At 72.8% G+C, this 24,379-nt stretch carries 19 protein-coding genes; 7 read left to right on the plus strand and 12 right to left on the minus strand.

The genetic code is table 11. The features are described from left to right. Positions 1-69 precede the first annotated feature (69 nt). The 8 genes from WME96_RS08115 to WME96_RS08150 all read right to left on the minus strand — a co-directional run bounded on the left by WME96_RS08115 (position 70) and on the right by WME96_RS08150 (position 8,637). Entirely contained in the window at positions 70-1,695 is a 1,626-nt protein-coding gene (locus WME96_RS08115; RefSeq protein ID WP_437289594.1) for a dihydrolipoamide acetyltransferase family protein, read from the minus strand. A gap of 3 nt (positions 1,696-1,698) precedes the next feature. Continuing rightward, positions 1,699-2,673, minus strand: a complete 975-nt coding sequence (locus WME96_RS08120; protein ID WP_437289595.1) for an alpha-ketoacid dehydrogenase subunit beta — start codon at positions 2,671-2,673, stop codon at positions 1,699-1,701. Between the two features lie 172 nt (positions 2,674-2,845). Next, positions 2,846-4,036 carry a thiamine pyrophosphate-dependent dehydrogenase E1 component subunit alpha gene (locus WME96_RS08125; RefSeq protein WP_437289596.1) on the minus strand — a complete coding sequence of 397 codons (1,191 nt, stop codon included), beginning with the start codon at positions 4,034-4,036 and terminating at the stop codon, positions 2,846-2,848. Positions 4,037-4,227: 191 nt separating this feature from the next. Beyond that, the gene (locus WME96_RS08130; protein WP_437289597.1) at positions 4,228-4,797 is read right to left on the minus strand and encodes a tellurite resistance TerB family protein; all 570 of its coding nucleotides are present in this window, start codon (positions 4,795-4,797) and stop codon (positions 4,228-4,230) included. A 146-nt stretch (positions 4,798-4,943) separates the two neighbouring features. Beyond that, entirely contained in the window at positions 4,944-6,080 is a 1,137-nt protein-coding gene (lipA, locus tag WME96_RS08135) for a lipoyl synthase (protein ID WP_437289598.1), read from the minus strand. Between the two features lie 237 nt (positions 6,081-6,317). Beyond that, complete coding sequence (gene mtnA, locus WME96_RS08140; RefSeq protein WP_437289599.1) at positions 6,318-7,454, minus strand: S-methyl-5-thioribose-1-phosphate isomerase; 1,137 nt, start codon at positions 7,452-7,454, stop codon at positions 6,318-6,320. Beyond that, positions 7,455-7,787, minus strand: coding sequence for a hypothetical protein (locus WME96_RS08145; RefSeq protein WP_437289600.1), 333 nt, complete (start codon positions 7,785-7,787; stop codon positions 7,455-7,457). It lies immediately after the preceding gene. Between the two features lie 10 nt (positions 7,788-7,797). Beyond that, on the minus strand, positions 7,798-8,637 hold the full coding sequence (locus WME96_RS08150; protein ID WP_437289601.1) for an SDR family oxidoreductase: 840 nt from the start codon (positions 8,635-8,637) through the stop codon (positions 7,798-7,800). A 793-nt stretch (positions 8,638-9,430) separates the two neighbouring features. Between WME96_RS08150 and WME96_RS08155 the strand changes: the two genes are divergently transcribed. The 4 genes from WME96_RS08155 (at position 9,431) to WME96_RS08170 (ending at position 13,442) form a co-directional block, all read left to right on the plus strand. Beyond that, a complete protein-coding gene (locus WME96_RS08155; RefSeq protein ID WP_437289602.1) occupies positions 9,431-10,480 on the plus strand; it encodes a CAP domain-containing protein in 1,050 nt (349 codons plus the stop codon). Between the two features lie 171 nt (positions 10,481-10,651). Further along, a complete protein-coding gene (locus WME96_RS08160; protein ID WP_437289603.1) occupies positions 10,652-11,461 on the plus strand; it encodes an alpha/beta hydrolase in 810 nt (269 codons plus the stop codon). Positions 11,462-11,535: 74 nt separating this feature from the next. Further along, on the plus strand, positions 11,536-12,651 hold the full coding sequence (locus tag WME96_RS08165; protein ID WP_437289604.1) for an AAA family ATPase: 1,116 nt from the start codon (positions 11,536-11,538) through the stop codon (positions 12,649-12,651). 254 nt (positions 12,652-12,905) lie between these two features. Beyond that, positions 12,906-13,442: a hypothetical protein gene (locus WME96_RS08170; protein WP_437289605.1), complete on the plus strand. Its 537-nt coding sequence runs from the start codon at positions 12,906-12,908 to the stop codon at positions 13,440-13,442. A gap of 125 nt (positions 13,443-13,567) precedes the next feature. Here the strand turns inward: WME96_RS08170 and WME96_RS08175 are convergent, their stop codons facing one another. Beyond that, on the minus strand, positions 13,568-14,587 hold the full coding sequence (locus WME96_RS08175) for a hypothetical protein (protein WP_437289606.1): 1,020 nt from the start codon (positions 14,585-14,587) through the stop codon (positions 13,568-13,570). Continuing rightward, positions 14,588-16,240, minus strand: a complete 1,653-nt coding sequence (locus WME96_RS08180) for a hypothetical protein (protein ID WP_437289607.1) — start codon at positions 16,238-16,240, stop codon at positions 14,588-14,590. Between the two features lie 584 nt (positions 16,241-16,824). Between WME96_RS08180 and rlmN the strand changes: the two genes are divergently transcribed. Beyond that, positions 16,825-18,027, plus strand: coding sequence for a 23S rRNA (adenine(2503)-C(2))-methyltransferase RlmN (rlmN, locus tag WME96_RS08185; RefSeq protein ID WP_437289608.1), 1,203 nt, complete (start codon positions 16,825-16,827; stop codon positions 18,025-18,027). Here the strand turns inward: rlmN and WME96_RS08190 are convergent. After that, positions 18,005-18,910, minus strand: coding sequence for a DUF5995 family protein (locus WME96_RS08190; RefSeq protein WP_437289609.1), 906 nt, complete (start codon positions 18,908-18,910; stop codon positions 18,005-18,007). The genes rlmN and WME96_RS08190 overlap by 23 nt on opposite strands. A 566-nt stretch (positions 18,911-19,476) precedes the next feature. Between WME96_RS08190 and WME96_RS08195 the strand changes: the two genes are divergently transcribed. Beyond that, a complete protein-coding gene (locus tag WME96_RS08195; RefSeq protein ID WP_437289610.1) occupies positions 19,477-22,950 on the plus strand; it encodes a nitric oxide synthase oxygenase in 3,474 nt (1,157 codons plus the stop codon). A 100-nt stretch (positions 22,951-23,050) separates the two neighbouring features. Then, positions 23,051-24,016: a serine/threonine-protein kinase gene (locus tag WME96_RS08200; protein WP_437289611.1), complete on the plus strand. Its 966-nt coding sequence runs from the start codon at positions 23,051-23,053 to the stop codon at positions 24,014-24,016. Positions 24,017-24,061: 45 nt separating this feature from the next. Here WME96_RS08200 and WME96_RS08205 read toward each other — a convergent pair whose 3' ends face one another. Further along, complete coding sequence (locus WME96_RS08205) at positions 24,062-24,331, minus strand: CVNH domain-containing protein (protein WP_437289612.1); 270 nt, start codon at positions 24,329-24,331, stop codon at positions 24,062-24,064. Positions 24,332-24,379 lie beyond the last annotated feature (48 nt).

Consider the following 24,379-nt stretch of genomic DNA (forward strand, 5'->3'; position numbering starts at 1 on the left):
CCACCACGGCCGCGCGATGAGGGTCGGGCGACGCGGTGCAAGGCCCGGCGGCCGGGCCTTTCGTCCAGCTCAGCTCATCTCCAGGAACAGCCGATCCGGATCCTCCAGATACCCGATGATCTCGTAAGCGAACGCCGCCCCCACGTGACCATCGATGATCCGGTGGTCGAACGACAGCGACATCAGCATCACCTCGCCGATGACGATCTGCCCGTCGCGCACCACCGGCTTCTGTTTCATCTGGTGGATCCCGAGGATCGCGACCTCGGGGAAGTTCAGGATCGGCGTCGCGAACAGGCCACCTTGCTGGCCGAGCGACGTGATCGTGAACGTCGAGCCGCCGAGATCCTCCGGCTTCACCCGCCCCGACTTCGTGTCCTCGCCGAGCCGCGCGATCTCCTTCGCGATGTCCAGCACGCTCCGGCGATCCGCGTCGCGCACCACCGGCACGATGAGCCCGGCCTCCGTCGCGGACGCGATGCCGATATGGTAGCTCTTCCTGACGACGATCTCCTGCGAGGCCTCGTCGAAGGTGCTGTTCAGCGTCGGGTGCTTCTTGAGCGCGGCGACAACGGCCTTCACGAAGAAGGGCAGGAACGTCAGCTTGACCCCCTCCTTCTCGGCCAGCGGCCGCAGGCGCGCGCGGCGCTCCTTCAGCGCGGAGACGTCGCACTCCTCGACGAAGGTGAAGTGCGCCGCCGTGTGCTTCGACCGCGACATCGCCTCGAAGATCCGCTTGCGCACGCCCCGCAGCGGGACGCGCTCGTCGCCCGGCGCCCCGGGCAGCCCCCGCGCGCGCTCCCCCTCGGGCCGCGCCGCCCCGCGCCCGCGGTCCTCCTCCAGCAGCTCGGGCGCCGCAGCCGCCGCCCCGCGCTCGACCGCAGCCCTCGCGCGCTCGACCGCAGCCCCGGCGTCCGCCGCGCGCGCCTCGGCGCTCGCCGCGCCGGCGCCGCCCTCGCCCCGCGCGCCCGCCACGCCGACGCCCCGCGCGCCCGCCGCGCCGGCGCCCCGCGCCCCCGGAGCCGCCCCCGCGCCCCCGGGCGCCGCCGCCCTGGGCGCCATCGCAGGGAGCAGCGGCGTCGTCTCGGCCTCCACCTCGGGCGCCTCGAGCGCCCGCACGTCGTCCTTCGTCACGCGGCCGCCCGGGCCGGTCGGCGGCACGCGCCGCAGGTCGACCCCGAGATCGCGCGCCAGCTTGCGCGTCGCCGGCGTCGCGAGCGGCTTCTCGTTGAAATAGGCCGCCGCGCCGGCGCCCATGCTGCCGTTCATCCACGCGGCCGGCGCCGGCGACGGCGCCATCAGGTTCATCCCCGGCAAGTCCTCCCGGATGTCGCCGACCGCCGTCGCCGCAGGCTCCGCGGGGCCCGTCTTCGCCGCGGACTGCCGCATCCCCGTCCCCGACGCGGGCGACGGTGTCCCCGTCCCCGACGCCGGCGACGGCGCGGCGGGCCGGTCGTCGAGGTCGAACACCACGAGCACCGAGTGCACCGGGACGACCCCGCCCACCTTGCCCCGCGTCTCCACGATCCGGCCCGAGCGCGGCGACGTGATCGTCACCGTCGCCTTGTCGGTCATCACCTCGACCATCGGCTGGTCCTCGGCGACGACGTCGCCCGGCGAGACCAGCCAGGTCACGATCTCCCCCTCCGTGACGCCCTCGCCGATGTCCGGAAGCCTGAACTCGTACTTGCCCATGCGTCAGTACCTCGCCGTCTCTAGGATCGCCGGAAGGATACGATGCGAGAGCGGGAGGTACTCGTTCTCGAGCGTGTAGGGGAAGGGGGTGTCGAAGCCCGTCACCCGCAGCGGCGGCGCCTCCAGGTTCAGGAACGCCTTCTCGTTGACCAGCGCGACGAGCTCGGCCCCGAGGCCGCAGCTCTTCGGCGCCTCATGCACCACGACGACCCGGCCCGTCCGCTTCACCGAGTCGATGACGGTGTCGATGTCGAGCGGCCACAGCGTGCGCAGGTCGATCACCTCGCACTCGACGCCCTGCGCGGCCGCCTGGTTCGCGGCGTCGAGCGCCTCGTAGAGCATCGCGCCCCAGACCACGAGCGTCACGTGCCAGCCCGGCCGGACCACCTTCGCCTTGCCGAGCGGGACCGTGTAGTCGCCCTCGGGGACGTCGCCCTTCGCCGCGCGGTAGATGCGCTTCGGCTCGAAGAACAGCACCGGATCCGGATCCCGGATCGACGAGAGCAAGAGCCCCTTCGCGTCCGCCGGGTTCGACGGGCACACGACCTTCAGGCCCGGCACGTGGATGAACTGCGCCTCCGGCGACTGCGAGTGGTAGTGCCCGCCGCGGATGCCGCCGCCCACCGGCGTGCGGATCACCAGCTTCGACGGGTACTCGCCCCCCGAGCGGTACCGGTACTTCGCCAGCTCGGACACGATCTGGTCGTACGCGGGGTAGATGAAATCCGCGAACTGGATCTCCGGGACCGGCACCAGGCCGTAGAGCGCCATGCCGATGGCCGCGCCCACGATGCCGCCCTCGGAGAGCGGCGTGTCGATCACCCGGTCGTCCCCGAACTCGTCGAACAGGCCCTGGGTCACGCGGAACACGCCGCCGACCTTGCCGACATCCTCGCCGAGCACGACGACCCGCGCGTCCCGCCGCATCTCGTGGCGTAGCGCGTCGTTGATCGCCTGGACCATGTTCATCTGAGGCATGCTCTTCGTCTCCGTCTCTCGGCCAGAAGGTGGGAGTGCTACCTCACGGGCGCCCCCGCTCCCCTGGGGACCCCGTCGATCGCGGGCCGCGGCGCCACCCCGGCCTCACCGGCGCCGGAAGGCGAGCCGCCCCGCCGACGACGCCGTCGTCCACGCCGCGCCCGCACGCGCCCTAGTGGCCGCCGTGGCCCTTGGGCCTCGGGCCCGCCTTGAGCTGCTCCCGCTGCTCGACGAGGTGCCACGGCGGCTCCGCGTAGACGTCCTCGAACATCGAGTCGAGCGACGGCGGCGCAACCTTCTCCGAAACCGCGATGCAGGCCTTGACCTCGGCGTCGACCGCCGCCTCGATCTCGCGATCCTGCGCCTCGGTCCAGCCCTGGGTGCGCTCCAGGTGCCGCCGCAGCCGCGCGAGCGGGTCGAGCCGCCGCCACGGATCGAGCCACGCGTCGGGGCGGTACGCCTTCGGGTCGTCGCTCGTCGAGTGGCCCGACAGGCGGTACGTCATCGCCTCGATCAGCGTCGGGCCCTCGCCGGCCGCGGCGCGCGCGATCGCGTCGCGCGTCACCTTCACGACCGCGAACAGGTCGTTGCCGTCGACCCGCACGCCGGGGACGCCGTACGCGACGCCCTTGCACGCGAACGTGTTGCTCGACGTCTGGCGCTCGGTGGGCACGCTGATCGCCCAGCCGTTGTTGCGGCAGAAGAACACGACCGGCACCTTGAACACGCCCGCGAAATTCAGCCCGTTGTGGAAATCCGACGAGCTCGTCGCGCCGTCGCCGAAGTAGACCAGCGTGGCGAGCTCGTCGCGCTTCAGCTTCGCGGCCCACGCGAAGCCCACGGCCTGCGTGATCTGCGTGCCGATCGGCGAGCTCACCGAGCCGAAGTGCCCCTCGCGGTAGGTGTAGTGGTCCGGCATCTGCCGCCCCTTCACCGTGTCGTTCGCGTTGCCGAACATGTTGTCGATGTACCGCTGGAGCGGCAGCCCCCGCCAGAGCGCGGCGCCGAACTCGCGGTAGCACGGGAACACCCAGTCCTGCGGGCGCGTGGCGGACACGCTGCCGAGGATCGCCGCCTCCTCGCCGAGCGAGCCGATGTGGAACCCGATGCGCCCCTGCCGCTGCAGCGCGACGAGGCGCTCGTCGAGCTGGCGCACGCGCACCATGGTCTTGTAGAGGGTGACGACCTCCGACGGGTCGAGCTTCGGGTCGTGCGCGGGGTCGAGCGAGCCGTCGTCGCGCAGGACCTTGATCACGTCGTCGGCACACGTGTCGAGCGGGTGCCGGGCGACGGCGGCCTGCGGCTCCAGGCTTGCCCCTGAGACGTTCGGCGGGCGGTCGGTGGAGTACGTCGCGGTGCTCATCGGCTCGCGGGACACTAATCAAAGGCGCTGCCCGAGACCAGTGCCGAGACGCTGCGTTCGCTCATTCGCTGTGCGCGCGACGTTGACTCGTCGCAGCGATCGCGCCTCCCGTTTGACTCGCCGCGGCGAGCGCGCGCGCATCCTCCCGCGCCGCACGTCGCGCGCCGCACGTCGCGCCGCGGATGTCCCGGCTACACGCCCACGTGCCCGGCCGCCTGCGTGATCGCCTCGTCGACCGCGGTCATGTCGAGCTTGAACCCGCGCGCGAGCAGCTCGAGCACGCCGCGCTCCGGCGCGCTCACGCCGCTCGAGGCGTGCGCCATGTACGCCGCCACGCGGAGCACCTCGCGCTGGTGCTCGGTCCGCCCGATCGTGCGGGCGACCATGCTGACGCGCTTCTCCATCCCGTCCTCGGCGAGCATCTCGCACAGGTCGGCGATGAGCGCCTCGATCTGCTTCTCGTGGACGAGGTTCTGGCAGGCGTCGACGACGATGGCCTGGAAGCGCGCGCGCTCGTCGTCGTCGAAGTGGCCGTCGGCGTTCGCGACGAGGAACGAGGCCTCGATGATCGTCTCGAAGAGCGCCACGGCGGCCGGATCGAAGCCGGTGGGCATCGTGATGTCTTCGATGGGCGGGCGCGCGCTGTAGGCCCTCGCCGCCTGGGAGAGGATCGACGCCACGCGCGCGCGCGGCGCCTCCGAGCCGAGCCGCGGGGCGCCTGGAGCAACGCCGCCTGGGCGCCTGTCGATGGGAGCGGACATCGTGGTGTCGGACCCTCCTGCGTAGGTCACGCTCGGCCAATCGCCGGGAAGCGTCAAGGCGCTTGGTGCTGCGCCCCCCCGCCCGCAACCCCCAGCGCGGTGAATTTGTTCAGCCTCCGCCGTGGCTACGCACGTCCATCGGCCGCTCAGCGGCGGACGAGGGAGGCGGCGGGAACTAGGCGAGCGGAGCTGGTGGACGCGGGGTCGAGCGGGCGGGGCTCGTCCGGGTCGAGCTCCGCGGTGAGGCGGGCGGCCTCGCGCCGCGCCACGGCGAGGCGCTCCTCGAGGAGCGCCTCGACCTGCGCGGCGTCGGCGACGCCGTCGGCGCCGACGGACGCGGCGCCGTCGGGTAGCGCGGCGTCGTTGCGGTCGATGAGGCTGCGGACGAAGACCTCGGCGGCCTTGTAGCTCGACCGCACGAGCGGCGCGCTGGCCGCGTAGAGGAAGCCCATCTCGAGCGCCGCCCGCTCGTACGCGGCGAACGTCGCGGGCTCGACGAACCGCTGCACGGGCGCGTGCTTCGACGAGGGGCGCAGGTACTGGCCGAGGGTCACGATGTCCACCCCGGCCGCGCGCAGGTCGCGGAGCGCCTCCAGCACCTCGTCGTCGGTCTCGCCGATGCCGACCATGATCGAGCTCTTGGTGAGCCGCCGCGGCGCCGGCGCGCCGCGCTCGGCGGCGTCTGCGGCGAGGCGCCGCTGGCGCTCCTTCGCGCGCCGCAGCACGGCGAGCGACTGGTCGTAGCTCGACCGGACGTCGCGGATGACGCGGGTGATGCGGCGGACGACCTCGACGTTGTGGGCGAAGACGTCGGGGCCGGCGTCGACCACCGTGTCGACGCCGCTCATGTGCCCCTGGAAGTCGCCGACCAGCGTCTCGATGAGCAGGTCGGGGCGGAGCGCGTGCAGGCGGCTCACGGTGCGCGCGACGTGATCGGCGCCGCCGTCGAGCAGGTCGTCGCGGTTGACCATCGTCATCACGACGTACTGGAGCGAGAGCCGCGCGATCGCGCGGGCCACGTGCTCCGGCTCGCGCACGTCGACGGCGCCGCGCGGGTCGCCGGTCGTGACCGCGCAGAAGCGGCAGCCGCGCGTGCACACGTCGCCGAGGAGCATCACGGTCGCCGTCCCCTCGCGCCAGCACTCGCCGACGTTCGGGCAGCGCGCCTCCTCGCAGACCGTGTGGAGATCGAGCTTGCGGAACGTCTCCTTGAGGTGGTGGTAGGTGTCACCGCCGGGAGCGCGGACCTTGAGCCACTCGGGCTTGGGCGAGAACTGCGCCATCAGGGCTGTCCTTAGCCCATGCGGCGGGGGAGCGCGAGCTGGACGGCACCTGGTCCCACGCGCCAGGAGCCCGGCCAAGGAGCCGGAGAGATTTCAACGCCAAGACGCAAAGGCGCAAAGGCGCAAAAAGGCATGAAATTATTGTCTTTTTGCGTCTTTGCGCCTTGGCGCCTTGGCGTTGAAAATCCCTCTCCGCTCGCGAGGCAGAGCCCTGGCAGAATTTCTCGGCCCGAGGTGCTAGGCGGGCGGCGGCACGGAGCGGCTGATCTCGCGCGACGTGAGCTTGCCGCGCTCGGTGAAGATCGCGGTCACGAGCTCGGCGGGGGTGACGTCGAAGGCGGGGTGGCGGACGGGCACCCCGGGCGGGATGACGCGGCGACCGCCGACGACGGCGACCTCGTCGCGGCTCCGCTCCTCGATCGGGATCGACGCGCCGCTCTCGGTCGCGAGGTCGATCGTGCTCCAGGGGGCGGCCACGTAGAACGGCACGCCGTGGTGGCGCGCGAGGCAGGCGAGGCCGTAGGTCCCGATCTTGTTCGCGACGTCGCCGTTCCGCGCGATGCGGTCGGCCCCGACGACGACCGCGCCGATCTCGCCCTTCTGCATGAACCACGCGGCCATCGAGTCGGAGATCACCTCGACGGGGATGCCGTCGCGCTGGAGCTCCCAGGCCGTGAGGCGGGCGCCCTGGAGGTACGGGCGGGTCTCGCACGCGAGCACGCGGATCGTCTTGCCCTCGGCGATCGCGGCGCGGATGACGCCGAGCGCCGTGCCGTAGCCGCCGGTCGCGAGCGCGCCGGCGTTGCAGTGCGTGAGGACCGTGCCCGACTCGGGCAGGCGCGCCGCGCCGGCGCGGCCCATCTGGTGGCAGGCGGCGACGTCCTCGCGGTGGATCTCGCGCGCGAGCGCGGCGAGCTCCCGCGCGCGCTCCTCGCCGCGGCGCCCGGCGTGCTCCAGGGCCGCGGCGACGGCGCGCCGCACCGCCCACCCGAGGTTCACGGCGGTGGGCCGGGCGGCGGCGAGGTGCTCTCCCGCGGCGCGCATGGCGGCGACGTACCCGGAGGCGACCTCGCCGCGCGCGGCGCGCGCGGCGAGCGCCATCCCGTACGCGGCGGCGATGCCGATCGCGGGGGCGCCGCGGATCACCATCGACCGGATGGCCTCGGCGACGCCGGCGACGTCGGTCGCGGTCACGTAGCGCTCGCGCTCGGGCAGCTCGCGCTGCTCGAGGAGGAACACGCGGTCGTCGCCCTGCGCGAGCTCGACGGCCGAGTAGTCGGCGCCGGAGATGGCCGCGGCCGGCGCCCAGGGCGGCGTCGCCCGCGCGCCGTCGGCCGCCTGGGACCTCTGCTCTGCTTCGAAGCTCGTGATCATTCAGCGCCTCCCGTTCGAGCGTGACGGCTCCCCCTGCGATCCCCCGTCCGTCCCCGGCCCCTCGGCGCTCGCGGCGAGCCGGCCGCGGATCTCCTCGGCGACGGTCGCGAAGTCCTCGGCCGCGTCGGCCTTGCGGTCCGCCAGGTAGGCGCGGAGCGCGTGGGCGGCGAGCAGCGCGATGCTGGCGTTGATCCCGCGCGAGGTGAGCGCGGAGATGACGTCGCCGTTCTTGAGCAAGGTCTCGAGGTCGTCGAAGACCGCGGCGAGCTCTGGCCCGGGATCGATGCCGCCGCCGGCACCGGGGCGCTTCTCGTCGTCGTCGTCGCGGCTCACGGTTCGCGCCTCATTTCCTGGTGGTCGTCGCCTTGGGGATGGCCGAGAAGGGGAAGTGCGGCGGCTCGACGCCGGGCACGCACTGGTACCTGGAGAAGTCGGTGACGCCCTCGTCGCGGAGCAGCGCCTCGTCGATCCACGCCTTGCCGGGCCGGGCCGACGGCTCGCGCGAGAGCAGCGCCAGGGTCGCGTCGGCGAGGATGTCCGCCTTGCGCCAGAGCTCCGGGCCGCCGAGGCCGAAGTTCATGGTCGCGTAGCTCTCGATCGCCGTGGCGGGCCAGAGCGCGTGGGCCGTGACGTTGTGCTCGGCGTACTCCTCGGCGATGGCGTGGGCGATCATCGTCATGCCGAATTTCGAGACGGCATAGGCCCCGTGGTGGGCGCACGACGCGGCGTCGACGGGGGGCGACATCATGATGATATGGCCGTACCGCTGCGCGATCATCTGGGGGAGGACGGCCTGCGAGAGGGCGAACGACGCGCGCACGTTGATGCCCATGATGAGGTCGAATTTCTTCATGGGCGTGTCGACGACATCGGCCCACCAGAGCGCGCCCGCGTTGTTGACGAGCGCGTCGACGCGCCCGAAGCGCTCGACGGCGGCGGCGACGGCGGCCTTGCAGGCCTCGTCGTCGCGGACATCGAGCTTGAGGGGCAGGGCGCGGCGGCCGAGCGCCTCGACCTCGCGGGCGACATCGTGGATCGTGCCCGGGAGGCGCGGGTTCTCGGCGACCTCCGTCTTCGCGGCGACGACGATATCCGCACCTTCTCGCGCGCAGGCGAGGGCGACGGCCCGCCCGATGCCGCGGGAAGCTCCGGTGATGAAGACAACGCGGTCTTTGAGGCGCATGGGAGTGCGGTCATAGCACATGCGCCAGCGCGGGGGCGTCCCGGCGTTTTCGCCCCTCCGGGCGGCCGTCGCGAGCGGAGCGAGGCGCAGGGCCAGGCTCTGCCGTGGACGGCAGCGGCCGAGGGCGCTGATCGGGCGCGCCGCGCGGCCGCGCGACGACGCGGCCTCGCGATGACCGGGGTGCCAGGCCGGGATGTCAGGGAGCTCGCAGAGACCGAGGCGCCGCGCCGCGCGCTGGGCCGCGCCGCGAGAGAGCGCATCGAGCGGCGCACGGGGCCGCGACGCCGGCCGCGCGGCGCGCGCCGAAGGCCGGACGCGACGCGCCTGACAGCGCGCTTCGCGGTCGCTCACGTGGCTTTGCTGACGCCGGGCGACCGCTCGGCCGCGGGTCTCCCCTCGGAGCACGCACACCCACCCTTCGGCTCAAGGGAGATGGGGTATCCCACTGGCACCCTGCTGCGCGCCGACCTCGGAGTGAAGAAATCCTCTCTCGTCGAGTCACGCGTAGATCGGTTTCACGGCTTTTGGAAAGATCCAGCGATGGAGCGGTAAATCATGCGTGCTTGATTGTTTCGTCTCTGGACATGGCCGGGTTCAGGTGACACCGTGTTGAGCGCGAACTTGAGGGAGGCGTTGCGCTGCGCTGAGACGCGCAGGGCGCTGTTCGGCCCCCTGAACAACGCTGTACTGGGTGGCCTGTCGAGGCGATGGCGCCCTGGCGTGTCTGTCGGCGTGAGCCGCGACGCCGGTGCGAGCCGGGCCGGGACAGGCTCACAGAACAAGGAGCCTTCAAATGAGTGCTTTGCATCGGACGCTCGTCCTCGCCTTCATCGCTGGTGTTTCTGCCGTGGGCTGTCTGGGCTCGACCGGCGTCGACGAGGAGCTGTCTGATCAGAAGTCCGAGCCGGTGGCGGGGGCGGTCTGCGACACCGCTGCAGAGAACTCGGACGTCACGCTCTCCTGCCCGGCGGGGGAGGTGATCACGGCGATCGAATTCGCGAGCTATGGCCGACCTCGAGGGGTCTGCGGCGGCTTCCAGGCCACCTCGTGCAACGCCTCGACGTCGAAGGCCGTGGTGGAGCGCGCGTGCGTCGGGCAGTCGAGCTGCACCGTGCCGGCGAACAACGCGACCTTCGGCGATCCGTGCAGGAGGACCACGAAGCGGCTCTACGTCCAGGCGGCGTGCGCCCCCGCGCCGGGCGGCAGCACGACGAGCGGCGGGGGCGGCTCGACGAGCGGCGGCGGAGGTTCGACGGGCGAGGGGGGCTCGACGGGCGAGGGGGGCTCGACGGGCGAGGGCGGCTCGACGGGCGCCGAGGTCTGCGGTAACGGCGTCTGCGGCGCGGGCGAGGACTGCTCGAGCTGCGCGAGCGACTGCGGCGCTTGCCAGACGTGCCAGGGCGCGGGGCCCAGCACCACGCCGCTCGACACCGAGGAGCAGGCCTTCCTTCGCCTCATCAACCAGTACCGCGCGGAGAAGGGCCTCGGCGCGCTCTCGGCCTGCACCTCGATGAACCGCGCCGCCCAGGGGCACAGCGAGGACATGCGCGACAACAACTACTTCTCTCACTCGAGCCAGGACGGCCGGACGCCCTGGACCCGCATGTGCAACGCCTGTTATGAGCTCGGCTGCGGGGGGACCGCCATGGCCGAGAACATCGCGGCCGGCAACTCGGGGGCGCAGGGGACGTTCGACCAGTGGAAGAACTCGGACGGCCACAACAAGAACATGCTCGGATCGAATTTCAAGGTGATCGGCATCGGGCGGGCGACCGGCGGCGGGACCTACGGGTCCTACTGGACCACGGTGTTCGGCGGCAGCTCGGAGGCGAGCTGCAACTGAGCCGCAGCGCGCCTGCTCGGAGCAGCCTGTCACGCGTGAGGCGTTCCGCTACAGCGGTACGGCGCGGTCCGGGTGCCAGCCCACCCGATCCGCGCCGCGCGCCCCGGTGAGCGCGTCAGCCACGTCGCGGCCCGGCGATTGCTACATGCCGGGCCGGCTTCGAAAACAGACATGGCTGAACACATCATCTATCTCCTCGGCCCGTATCGGATTCCCGGCTTTCAGGGGGAGCGCAACATCCGCGTCTACCTGCCCAGCGAGGGCGCGAACGCCGAGCCTTCCCCCGTGCTGTTCCTGTTCGACGGGCAGAACGTCTTTCACGACGATCCCTCCTTCAGCGGCGGCTGGCACCTCCACGAGGCGGTGCGCGAGCTCGCGGATCGGGGCCTCGTGGCGCCGGTGCTCGTGGGGATCGATCACGGCGGGAGCGAGCGGCTGACCGAGCTGTCGCCTTTCCCGGGCGACGGCAGCGACGGGCGGCTCGACGACGTCCTCGGCTGGCTGACCTCGGAGATCGTGCCGGCGGTGCGGGAGCGCTTCCCGGTGCGGCGCGACGCGGCCGGCACGGCGATCGGCGGCTCGTCGATGGGCGGCCTCGCGGCGCTCTATGCCCATTTCCGCCGCCCCGACGTGCTCGGGGCGGCGCTGTGCATGTCGCCCTCGCTCTGGTTCGCGGAGCGCAAGATCTTCGATGTCATCGCGGCGCAGCCGGTCCCGGCGAGCTCGCGGCTGTACGTCGACGCCGGCGCCCAGGAGGACGACGGCTCGGTGCTGCGCGACGCCGCGCGGCTCGTCGAGCACCTGCGCGGGCGGGGCTACGGCGAGGCCAACCTGTTCTTCTGCCCGGACGAGGCCGGGACCCACAGCGAGGACGCCTGGCGCCGGCGCGCCCCGGGAGCGCTGCAGTTCCTGTTCGCCGAGGCGGCCAGGGAGCAGCCGGGGGGCGCGGGGGCGCAGGAGGGGTCGCAGCAGGCTGCCTGATCGGCCGGGCGGGATCCCGGGGCGCCGTCATCGCTGAGGCATCTCCTCCGCAGTGGCGGTATGCTTGGCGCCCCATGCTGACCGAGGTCTCGCTCCACGAGTACAGGGCGCACACGGCGACGCGGATCCCGCTCCAGCAGCTCACGGTGCTCATCGGGCCGAACGCGGCGGGCAAGTCGAGCGTGCTGGAGGCGGTGCAGCTGCTCGGTCGGCTGATCGATGCCGGTGGATCGCAAGAATCGGTTCTCTTTGGCGAACACGACCTGCGATGGTTAGTGCGCCGTGGTGCCACGGAGCCGATGAGCATCGAGGTCGCAGGACGCAGGCAGGGCGCCCCCGCCCGGAGGATCTGGTTCCGTACGTCGGATAGGTTCATAGAGATCGAATCAGACGAGCCTGATGAGCTGGACGATGACGAAGAGCCTGATGAGCTGGACGCTAACGAAAGCGTTTTTCCCAGGGAGTCGGACCTAGGTCGCGTGCTGCGCAGCGCGGCGACACTCCGCCTCGATTCGAGGCGCCTCTCCGAGCCATCGATCAGCGCGGAAGAGGTGCCAAGCCTACAGGAAGATGGGTATGGTCTCGCGACCGTGCTCTCAGTCATGAAGCTGACCTCGACTGCGCGTTTCAAAGAGCTCGAGGCCGCCGCCTGTCGGATCGTGCCGACCCTGCGAGGCATCGGATTCAAACGGACGCGGATTGAACGGCTGGTGCCGCGGACGATCAAGGTTGAGGGGCAGATGGTCATCGCGCAGGAGAAGACAGTTGCGGTCGCGGACGAGCTCGTGCTCGACTTCGTGGACGCGGAGGGCCTGCCCGCGCACGCAGCAAGCGAAGGCACCATGATCGTGCTGGGTATCCTCGCGACGTTGTATGGCCCGGCCGCTCCGCGCCTGCTCCTGCTGGACGACATCGAGCGGGCGCTGCACCCGAAGGCGCAGCAGGATCTCATCAGGATGTTGCACGCGGCCCTGGCCACAGCACCCGAGGCGCAGATCATCGCGACGAGCCACTCGCCCTATCTGGTGGATGCGCTCGGGCCGGACGAGGTGGTCGTGCTGGGCCGGGGCGCCGATGGGCGGGTGGCGGCGCGGCGACTCTCGGAGCACCCCAAAGCGAAGGCGCTCGAAGTCCTCACCAGCGGTGAACTGTGGACGGCCGAGGGCGAAGGGTGGGTGGCCGGGGCATGACCGCGCGATTCGTGATCGTCGCCGAGGACGAGCTGGGGCAGAGGCTCGCCCGCGATCTGGCGGACCGCGTGGTCGCCGAGCGTGGTGCCGAGTGGCTGAGAGATCTCTGGGCTGACGAGGGTACGCTCGCCATGCAGCGGAGCTTCAGCGGGTTCAGGGCTGGGCAGGCGTGGTCTCGCTGGGCGGAGGTGAAGCGCCTTGCGGAGGAGCGCTCGATCCGCGTGCACGGGCTCGGGATGAAGGCAGAGCGAGCCATGGCGCACAAGGCGGTCGCCGTCGCGGCGGAGATGGAAGCGACGTCGCCGGACGTGCCGCGCATCGATGCGCTCTTTCTCGTGCACGACACCGACGGCGACGAGGAGGTCCGCGAGCGGCTCCGGGACGGGGCGCGCGGTCGAGACGCTCCGCCCCGTTTCAAGGTCATCGTCGCGGCGCCGCACCCCGAGAGCGAAGCCTGGGTGATCGCCGGAGCCGCATCCTGGTTGGCCCCAGGGCAGGCGCAACATGGCGAAGAGCGGAAGAGGCTCGGATTCAACCCCATCATCCAACCCGAGCGGCTCAGCGCGAATCGAGGGGCGGACAAGCGAGACGCGAAGCGGGTATGCGAGGCGCTCCTCGGGGCCCATGGGGACGCGTACCAGGCCTGGGAGCGGTGCTGGAAGGAAACACCGCTCGAGGAAATCGAGCAGAACGGGGCGCGGGCTGGCCTGCGCGCCTACACGCACGAACTCGAGCAAACGCTCCTGCCGCTGCTCGGTGATCCGCGGCCGCAGGACGATCGCCAACGCTGAACCGGACACCGCAGCTCTCGGCTGGGTATATGTCCTTTCCTCGATCCAGGAGCTGGCGACTCTGACGCACCTGCACGAGCCCAGCCGCCGCGCCGCGCGCGACCGCATGGGCTGCGCACCCCCCTCTACCGCCGCCCCTTGCTCCGCTTGCGCGTCCCCTGGACGATGCGCGCCGCGTCGCGCGGCGGCGGGGCGCTCGCGGAGAGCGCGGCGGTGAGCCGGGCGGTCTCCGCGTCCGAGAACGACCCCTTCCGGAGCGCCGCGATCGCCTGCGCCACCACGTCGCGCGACTCGGGGCGCTCCGCCTGCGTCTTCTCCTCGAGCCAGCGCACGACCTCGGGGAAGCGGGCCGCGAACGTCGCGATCTGCGCGGGCATCCCCTGCCGGAGCAGGCGCAGCCCCTGCAGCCGCTCGTCGGCGCGCGGCGAGAGATCCGAGATCGCGAACGCCTCCTCCAGCCGCGCCACCACCTCCGCGCCCGCCGACAGCCCGGTGAGCAGCGTGCGCTCCGCGAGCGCCTCGAGCGCGACGTACGCCTGCAGGTAACCGTCGGTCCAGGACGAGAGCTCGCCGATCGCCGCGTCACCCCGCGCCGCGATCACCGCGCGGAGCGCCGCCACGACGCCGTCGCGCACGAGGCGCCGCGGATCCTCGGCGATCTGCTCGAGCTCCGCCAGCGGATCGAGCCCGCCACGGGAGCCGCGAGCCCCGCGACCGCGCTGCCGACCTCCCGCTCCGCCCGCCCCGCCCGCGCCCGCGGCGCTCCCCGACCGCGCCTCCCGCGCCTCCCGCGTCGCGAGCGACGCGAGCGCCTGCGCGGCCACGATGAGCGCGTACTCCTCGCCGCTCGCGCAGAGCGCCCGCAGGAGGCGCTCCGCCGTCGCGCCGCGGTCCGCGATCGCCGCGCCGACCGCGCGGGCGAGATCCAGGTTCACGCGCGGCAGGGGCGCGTTCGGGCCGAGATCGGGGCCGGGCGCGCGCCCGCCGCCGCGCCGGGCGGGGAGCCCGGAGCTGCGATCGAGCAGCGCGAGCAGCTCGGCCGGATCGCCGAGCTGCGCGGCGCGCTCGATCGCCGCCTCGATCTTCGGGTTGCGCAGCGCGCCGGGCGGCGTCGCGCCCCGGCGCAGATCCGACGGATCGGCCATTCAGAACCCCAGGGAGAAGCCGACCTCGGGAGAGAGGACGGCGGTGACGGCGGGAAAGGTGAGCCCCGCGCGGAGCGCGAGGTTGAGCGATACGGCGTCGATCGGCGCATAGGCGACGCCCACGCCGGCCGACGCGAAACCCTGGCCCGCCTGCCGGGTCGCGGCGAGCGTCTGCTGCCGGGGCTCGAGGCGACCGCTCCGGCCCGGCCTCGTGCACGGGCTCGTGATGTCGGCATCCGCCCCGCACGCGGCCGCGTCCTCGAGGACGTGCACGTCGACCTCGGCGTCGACCTGCGCGACGCCGGCCGCGGCGAGCACGAACGGGCGGGCGCCGAGCTGCTCGAACGGCCGCGCCGTGAGGAAGTACTGCGCGCGCGCCTCGAGGTGGAGCGGCAGGAACGAGGCGCCGCCGCCCGTCGTGCCGCCCGCGGCGAAGCCGACGCGGCCGCCGACCGTGAGGTTGTCGAGCACCAGCCGATCGTAGGCGATCGCCACCCGCAGCGTCGCGAGCGCGAAGCCGAGGTTCACGTCGTTCGCGACGCCCGGCGTCGGCGTGCCGTCGTACCGGGTCCCGTCGCCGCGCAGGCAGACGTAATGGTCGCTCGCCTGCGACCCGACCGCGCACACGTCCCGGCCGGAGAACAGCGCGACGTCGGGGGAGAAGGTGAGCGCGACCCAGTTCCTGCGGACCTCCGGCGCGCCCTCGGCCGCGGCGCCCGACGCAGGTCGCGCGACGCACGCGCCGCCGACGCAGGCGAGCCCCCGGCTGCACTGCCGGTCGTCGAGGCACTGCGGCGGCCGCTCCTTCTCGGGCGCCGCGCACGTCGCGGGGGGCGCGTGGCCGGGCCAGCGCGGCGGCGCCGAGGTGAGGCTCGCCTTGATCTGCGTGGTCAGCGGGGCGTCGCGCGCGCCCGCGCTCGCGAGGATCGCGCCGTCCCCGTCGACGGCCGCGACGTGGTAGCGGAGCGGCCCCTCCCGCCCGAGCGCCTCGCACGGCACGTTGATGCCGAACCCCTGGCCCCGCAGCTTCTTCATGACCAGCGGGCGGAACTCGTCCCCGCCGGGCGGCTGGTACCAGACGGTCACCTGCTTCACGCTGGGCAGCAGGTCGTCCGGGACCTCCACATAAAGAGGGACGGGCGTGCGGACGCGCTGCTCGGGCGGCGGATCCATCCGGAGCCGCGCGCCGGCCGCGTCGGGCACGCCGGACGTCGGCGAGGCCCCGACGCCTGTCGCGGCGCGCGCCTGCTCGAACGCGGACGAGACCTCCCGCGTCGCGAGGCGCGGGTCCAGCTTCGCCGACGGATCGACGCGGAGGGCGTCCGCGAAGGCGTCGCGCGCGTCCCCCAGCTCCTTCCTGGTCTGGGCGAGCACCGTCCCGAGCGCGACGTGCAGCCGGGCCTTGATCGCCGGCGAGCAGCCCGACGGGCCGCAGGCGTCGATCGCAGCCCGGAGCTTGCGCTCCGCCTGATCGAACCGGGTCTCGAGGTAGTCGGTCCCCATCGCCTCGTTCAGGGCCGCCTCGGCCTGCGCGTCCCGCGGCGGCGCCTGCGCGGCCGCCGCACCCGCGGTCAGCCACCCGGAGAGGCCGGCCGCAGCGATCGCGAGCAGCGCGCGCGGCGCGCAGGAAGCGGGGCCGTTGCGTACGGGCATCGGCCCGCAACGTAGCCCACCGGTGTGTCCACGAGCTTCACAAAAGCTCCGGAACCCGGCCTCCCGCTCGCGCGAACGGCGCCCGCCGAGGGCGCAGGACGGGCAAGTAATCCACAGGTTGTTCCCAGCTTGTGGAAAGCCCGCACGAATTTCCTGGCGCCTTCAAGGAAGCTGCCCGGTCACTCGTTTGCTCGCGCGGCGACAGCTCCTCCAAGCCCCGGCGCCGGCAACAGCCGACCCGGGCATGGACGCGCCGTCCACACCGATGCCACCGATTTTCTGCGATCTCGGGCACTCCGCGGCCCGACGCGCCGCAGAACTTCCGGGGGCTAAACTCCCTCCTCCGGCACCGATCCGCAACCCAAAAATCACGCGTTTGAGCCGGGTTTGGCGGTCCACAGGGTTGTCCACAGGTTGGTCACCCGATGGCCCCAGGCGACGCGCAGGTTCCGTCCATGCGCGGCGGATCCTGACCCGATTCGCGGGTTCTCGTTGACAGACACGCGACGACATGGAGGGGAATGGACGGCGGGCGACGGTCGCTGGACCGCGCGGCGCCGCGCGGGGCGTGCTAGCTGGTGCGCATGCGCGTTCCGGAAATCCCCGAGGAGATCGCGCCGGCCCTCCGCGCCGGCGACCCGCCGGCGCCGGCGCAGGTCGCCGCTCGCCCGCTGATCCGGAGGAGCGCGCGCGTCCCACGTTCGCGCGTACGGCTCGCCGACCACGACGCGGCCTCGCTCGCCGAGCTCCTCTGCAAGGCCGGCGGCACGGCGTCGGCGGCGCGCGCCGTCGCCGGCAAGGTGGTGCGCCACGCGTTCGGGGCGGAGCCGGGGGCGCCCGCGCCGGCGTGGGACGCGCCCGCGCTCGCCGCCCTGGGCGTCGGGGCGTGGGCGCACGAGGCGCTGCTCGCGCTCGACCCCGGTCTGTCGCTCGAGATCGCCGAGCAGGCGCCCTCGACGGATGACACGCTCCGGCTCGTCCTGCGCGCGCACGACGGCGCGCTCATCGAGTCGGTGCTCATCCCGGGGCCGGCCCGCACGACGCTCTGCGTCTCGAGCCAGGTCGGCTGCGCCCGCGCGTGCGCCTTCTGCGAGACGGGGCGGCTCGGGCTCGCGCGCCAGCTCGCCGCGGGCGAGATCGTCGATCAGGTCCGGATCGCGCGGGCGCTCGCGGCCGAGCGCGGCGGCGCGCCGCTCCGGAACCTCGTCTTCATGGGCATGGGGGAGCCGTTCGACAACCTCGGCGAGGTGCTCAAGGCCATCCGGCTGCTCACCGACCCGCGCGCGTTCCGGTTCGCGCCGTCGCACGTGACCGTGAGCACCGTCGGGGTGGCGGACAAGATCGAGCCGTTCTTCCGCGAGGCGCGCGCGGAGATCGCCGTCAGCCTCAACGCCCCGGACGACGCCCGGCGGCAGGCGATCATGCCGGTGAACGCGCGGTTCCCGATGGCGGCGCTGAAGGAGGCGCTCGCGCGATCGCTGCCGCAGGGCCGGCGCGTGCTGTTCGAGTACGTGCTCTTCGACGGCTACAACGACGCCCCGGAGGACGCGGACCTGCTCGCGGCGTACGTCGCCGGGCTCCGGTGCCGCGTGAACGTCATCCCGTGCAACCCCGGCCCCGATCCGGCGCTCCGCCCGCCGTCCGCGGCGCGGCTCGACGCCTTCGTCGCGCGGCTGTCCGGCCACGGCGTGACCACGCTGGTGCGTCGGCCGCGCGGGCGCGACGTGGGCGGCGCCTGCGGGCAGCTCGCCGGGATCGCCCGCCTCAGGCCGCCATCGCCAGCGTGAGGGCGGCGCTCCGGAGCCCCGCGGCGCCCGGCACGACCGCGCGGAGCGCCCCGTTGCCCGCCGCGAACGTGCGCGCGACCTTCCCGGCGTGCTGGTTCATGCGCGCGACCACCGCGCGCCGGTCCGCCTCACGCTTCTGCGCGAGCAGGGAGAGCAGGTCGTCCCAGACCCGGTCGCGCCACATCTTCAGCATGAAGAGCACCGCGCTGGAGACCGTGCGCTGCACGTCCCGGGTCACGGTCGCGATCCGGGCGAGCGGGCAGCCGTAGCGCTCGCTCAGGATCGCGAAGATCTCCGGCATCGCCGCCGCGAGAATTTCATTCACAAGGTCGTGGTCGTGGCGGTAGCGGGCGAGGAGGCGGGCGTCCTGCTCCGCGCCGTGCTGGACGATGTTCTGGTAGAGGCCGAGGGCCAGGTCGTAGTTGATGTGCGCGTTGATGCCGAGGAGTGCGTGCACCGCCGCCGCCGTCCCGCGCGCGCTGTTGCACTGGAACGCCACGTCCCACGCCTCGACGCCCGTGGAGCGCCCGTCCAGCGAGGCCGCGAGCGCCTTCAGGTAGTACTCGCAGAAGATCCCGGCGAGCCGCGAGATCCACGCGGGCTCGAGGAACCTGTCGTCCGTGCCGTCGATCACCGCCTCCTTCACGCGGCGCGTGATCACGGCGTACACGTCCGGGAACACCGCGCGCGGGTCGTTCTCCTCGCGCAGCCGCGCGGCCACCGTCTCCAGGGCGACAAGCGCCTCGGCGACGTTCACGGGCTTCATCGTCACACCCTCGAGGACGGCGTGACGCGCGGTGTCCATCGCGGGACGGCACGCGGCCGACGACCGCGTCTGCTTGCTCATCATCGCCAGGGGCCGCTCGGAAGTAAGGGTGTTCATGGCTGCGCTCTGAGCGAGCGAATTCAAGGATCGTGCCCGTATGTCCGGTTCGCAGTCGTACACTCCGCGTCACCACGTCGGAGCGCGCAGCGCGGAGCTCGAGCGCGCGCCGACCGGGGCGGCCGCGTCGGTGCGCCCCGCGCGATCGAGGCGAATTTCCCGCAAATCCAGCAAAGATCGCTCGCCGGAACACCCGGGTGAGGGCGCTCGATCTACGGCGAGGGTCAGCGGCTATCCAGAACGCGACCGATCAGGAGTGGCTACATGGACGGCATCTCCCGACAAGGTGAGAAAGCTGACCAGCGCGCCAAAGTGCCCCATGAGGCAGATTGTTACGCGCAGACGGATTCCCTTCAGGAAAAATGCGGGAGCTCCTGACGCCGCGCGCCGTTTCGACGACTTGACGCGACAGGGTGCGGCGTTCGGGCTTGCATCTGGAATCTCGGCCCGCGGGGCGCTGCCGCGTATCCTGGACGGAGCGATCCGCGCGTCCGCGGCGCATCCCGTCCATCGACCGGCGCGCGGGGAGAGCCGCTGCTCCCCTGCGGCCGCCACCGCCGAGCACCATGAGCTTCCTCAAGATCGTCTGCTCCGAGCCGACCAACGACCTCGCTTCCTTCCTCCAGGCCCTGCCGTTCGAGCCCGCGGAGCCGGCCATCGCGCTCGTGCTGAGCACCGCGGATCTCGCGTACCCCCTCGTCGCGGCGCGCACGCTCCTCGCGTCGGCCAGGGAGAGCGGCGCGTCACACCTCCTCTGGGTGGCGCCGTACCTTCCTGCCTCGACCGGCGTGGGGCGGCAGATTCGCGACGCTGAGGCATTTCTCCGCGGCACCGGTCAGAGGCTGACCGTCGTCTCTCACGGACCGTTGCTCAGCGCCCTCGACCTCTGGCGCGACGACATCCGGCTCCGTCGCACCCTGCCGCTGCCGCTCGGCGACGGCGCGCTGCCCTGGGTGGCGCCGGCCGACGTGGCCCGCATGGCGCAGCGCGCGCTCGAGCAGTCCGGCGCCGCGCCGCCCGTCGTCTGCGGTCCCGCCGCGTGTACGGGCGCGCAGGTGGCGGCCGCGCTGTCCCGTGCCGTCCGGGTCGGTCTCGCGAGCGAGCGCTTCGCCTGGCGGCGGTTCGAGGAGATCGATCGCGACCACAACCGCGCGCTGAGCGAGGACGAGATCCTGCCGTACCTCACCGGCCTCGGCGTCCCGGCCGACGAGGCGAGGGCGCTGCTCCACGCGGCGGACACGACCGGGGACGGGGCGATCGATTTCGAGGAGTTCACCGCCGGGTTGCGGGGGCGGCTCGACAACCTCGTCCAGCAGCTCCTCCGCGAGGACAGCTTCGAGATCCGGTACGCGGACACGCCGGCCGACGCGGCGGTGGCGGCGCTGGTCCGGACGGGGCTGCGGAAGGCGGCGGCCGAGGCGCTGATCGAGGGCTGGACGGGCCTGGCGAGGGAAGGGATCCCCGAGGGGGCCCGCGGGGCCGACGAGGCCTGGCTCGAGCTGCCGCCCGCGAGCGTCGACGCATGGGCTGAGCGGCGCGCGCTCGATTACGTGAACGTCCACCTGCTGCCCGGGCAGGGGCTGCTCTCCCTGCGCGAGGGGATCGTCGAGAGCAGCGCCGTGATGGGCGCGCTGGCCGGCAAGGCGGCGGCGATCTCGAAGGTGGTGGACGGCAGCGGCCGGATCCTGGCGCTCTCCCGCGCGCTCGACGGGAGCGGCGTCTCGGCGCGGTGGCTGGACGCGCCGCCCGCGAGCCTGCGGTGGGTGGTGTGCGGGGACCGCGACAAGCGCCGCGCGCTGCTCGTCTCCGAGGGACAGCTCGTGGGGGTGCACGTCGAGGGCGAGTGGCAGGACCTTCCGTCCGCGATGCGGCTGCTGATGGCGCGCGCCCCGCTGCCCGGCTGGCAGCTCGCGACCTTCCGGGAGCTCGGCGAGCTGAAGCTCGACCAGCCCGCGGCGCTGTTCGAGCCGGAGGAGGTCGTGTGCAACTGCGCCGGGGTCAAGCGCGGGCAGATCTCGAGCCTCATCGAGGCCGGGTGCGAGAGCCGCGCCGCGCTGTCGGAGCGGACGCGGGCGGGCCAGATCTGCGGCGGGTGCGTCCCGGCGATCGAGGAGATGTTCGGCGGGTCGAGCCTCGTGCAGGCCGAGGTGAAGGGGGCGCAGGAGCTCTCTCGTGGAATTTTCCAGGTCAAGCTCGCGCCTGTCGGCGGCGCGCCGGTGGCGTCGGTGCCCGGGCAGCACGTGCTCGTGCAGGGCTACCTCGATCGGCGCTGGGTGGCGCGCGCGTACACGCTCTCGGCGCCGGCGGTCGCCGGCGGGGAGTACGAGATCACGGTGAAGCGCGAGGAGCTCGGGGTGTTCTCGCGGTGGTTGTGCGAGCGCGCCGCGGCCTCGCTGCTGCGCGCCTCGGCGCCGCGGGGCAGCTTCGTCCTGCCGGGGCCGCCGGTGGACCGGGTGGTGTTCCTCGCGGGCGGGATCGGCGTGACGCCGGCGATGGCGATGCTGCGGGCGCTCGACGGGCGAGCTGCCGGCGCCGATCTGCGGGGGTTCCTGCTGGACTGGTCGGCGTCGCACGCGGCGGACTTCCTCTATTTCGAGGAGGAGCTGCGCGCGATCGCCGGCCGCGCGCCCGGCGTCGCGTTCCGTCTGCGCGCGACGAAGGCGGAGGGGCGGCTGTCGCGGGGGGACGTGGCCGAGCTGTACCCCTACCGGCCGGGGTCGCGGGCGCTCGTGTGCGGGCCCGAGGGGTTCATGCGCGACGCGCACGAGCACCTGCGCGCGGCGGGCTGGCCGGAGGACGCGATCCAGCGGGAGCTGTTCACGTCGAACGTCGACACAGGGGGCGCGATCCGGCCGATGCCGCTCCGGCGGGCCGGCGCGGCCCGCGCGGCGGGCGCGGCGGGCGGGGTCTGCCCCGTGGAGCACGGCTCTTTCCACCTGACGCCCACGGCGCCGGCGGCGGTCCTGGCCGAGGCCGAGGCGTTCCTGCGCCAGTGCTACGCGGAGCTCGGGGTGCCCTCCGCCGCGGAGGAGCGCTGGCGGGATGTGCGGGCGAGCCTGGAGAAGACCGGGACGTACGCGCACTTGCCCGACGAGCTGGCGTACGGGGCGCGGCTGGCGTGGCGCAACAGCTCGCGGTGCATCGGGCGCTTCTTCTGGTCGACGCTGCACGTGCGCGACCTGCGTCACCTGAAGACGGAGGAGGAGATCTTCGGGGCGCTGGTCGAGCACCTCGACCTGGCGACGAACGGGGGCGACATCCGGGCGATGATGTCGGTGTTCAGGCCGGGCGAGCCGCGGATCCGCATCTGGAACGGGCAGCTCGTCCGGTATGCGGGCTACCGGCTGCCGGACGGGGGTGTCCTCGGCGATCCGGCGAACGTGGAGCTGACGGAGCAGGCGCTGGCGCTGGGCTGGCCGGGCGGGGAGCGGACGCGCTTCGACCTGCTACCGCTGATCGTCCAGATCGGCGACGCCCGGCCGCGGTGGTTCGAGCTGCCGCGGGAGCGGGTGCTCGAGGTGCCCATCGTGCACCCGCGCCACGCGTGGTTCGCCGAGCTCGGGCTGAAGTGGCACGCGCTGCCGGCGGTCTCCAGCATGGCGTTCGACGTCGGCGGGGTGCAGTACACGGCGGCGCCGTTCAACGGCTTCTACATGGGGACCGAGATCGGCGCGCGCAACTTCAGCGACGTGACGCGGTACAACCAGCTACCGCTCATCGCGGATCGGCTCGGGCTCGACCGGTCGCGCAGCGACACGCTGTGGCAGGACGCCGCGCTGGTCGAGCTGAACATCGCGGTGCTGCACTCGTTCCGGCAGGCGAAGGTGCGCATCCTCGATCACCACGCGCTGTCGGAGTACTTCAAGAAGTTCGAGCAGCAGGAGCGGGAGTGCGGGCGCCCTGTCTATGCGGACTGGACGTGGATCGTCCCGCCGATGTCGGCGTCGACGATGGCGGTGTTCCACACCAACATGGAGAACAAGATCCTGAAGCCGAACTATTTCTATCAGGACGACGCGTGGAAGCCGCAGAAGGGGTGACGGGAGCGCCTCGGCGGGCGCGGGAGGGGGGGATTCCAGGGCGTCAGCGGGACTTTCCCGACCGCTCCAGCGGCTGCCTTGGTAGGCTCGCGGGCGCGTGATGATGGACGACGAGGAGCTCGCGGCGCAGCGCGTCGGCACGCGGATCGGCACCTGGACGGTGGAGCGCGTGCTCGGGGGCGGCGGGATGGCGAGCGTCTTCCTCGGCCGGCGCGCCGACGGGCAGGTCGCGGCGGTGAAGGTCCTTCACCCGTCGCTCAGCCAGATCGACGAGCTGCGGAAGCGGTTCCTGCGCGAGGGGCCGATCGGCAGCGCCCTGGCCGCGGTCGGCCCGCTCTGCCAGGGGCTGCCGCTCGTGCTGGAGTCGGGGGTCGCGGACGACGGCGCCGCGTACCTGGCGATGGAGGTGCTCGAGGGCGAGACGGTCTTCGACCGCATGGCCCGGGCGGGGGTGCTCCCCGCGGGCGAGGTGCTGGCGCTGGCCGAGCGGGTCCTCGAGGTGCTGGTCGTGGCGCACGCGCACGGCGTGGTCCACCGGGACATCAAGCCCGAGAACCTGCACATCGGGTACGACGGGCGGGTGAAGGTGCTCGATTTCGGGATCGCGCGCGTGCTCGATCCGCTCCCGTTCGGCATGGGGGAGCTGCCGGACAAGACGGCGACGAAGACGGGGGTGGCGCTCGGCACGAGCGAGTACATGGCGCCCGAGCAGGCGACGGGGAACGTGCGCGAGATCGACGGCCGGACCGACGTGTTCGGGCTGGGCGCCACGATGTTCCGGCTGCTCTCCGGCCGCGCGATCCACGGCGAGGTCGCCGACGCGCGCCTGCTCATCGCCGCGGCGACGGAGCGGGCTCCGTCGCTCGCGGCGTGCGCGCCGGCCGTGCCCTCCGAGGTGTGCGACGTCGTGGATCGCGCCCTCGCGTTCCACAAGGCCGAGCGCTACCCCGACGCGGCGACGATGCGCGCCGACGTCCGCGCGGTGCGGGCCGGCCGGCTGCCGCCGTACGTGGTGGCCGTGGAGGAGGGGCGGATCCCGGCGGGGGCCCCGCTTCCGCGTCGCTGAGGGAGCCCTCCTCGCGGAGGGCGCCCTGTCCGGCTGCGACGCGCGTCAGCGGCGGCCGGCGCAGCGGAGCTGACCGTTGTCGTTCATGATGTCTCCGCGGCACCGCCGGAAGTCCACCATGCGCGTCCTGTGGAAGTTCCCCCTCCGGTCCTGGCACCTCGCGAACAGCGTGCCTCGCTCCATCCGGACGTCCCTGCACGTCCTGAGGTAGGAGCCCTCGGGTGGCCGGCGTTGCGCTTCCGCCACATCGCTGCTGGACATCACGGTGGACAACGAGAGCGCGCCGAGGACCAGCGCGACGAGCGAATTCTTCATGATTCCCCCCAGGTTGGCGCAGCGCTTTGCGGGGCGATGCGTTGCTGA

The sequence above is a fragment of the Sorangium sp. So ce406 genome (assembly GCF_051474675.1).
GTDB classification, from domain to species: domain Bacteria; phylum Myxococcota_A; class Polyangia; order Polyangiales; family Polyangiaceae; genus Sorangium; species Sorangium cellulosum_G.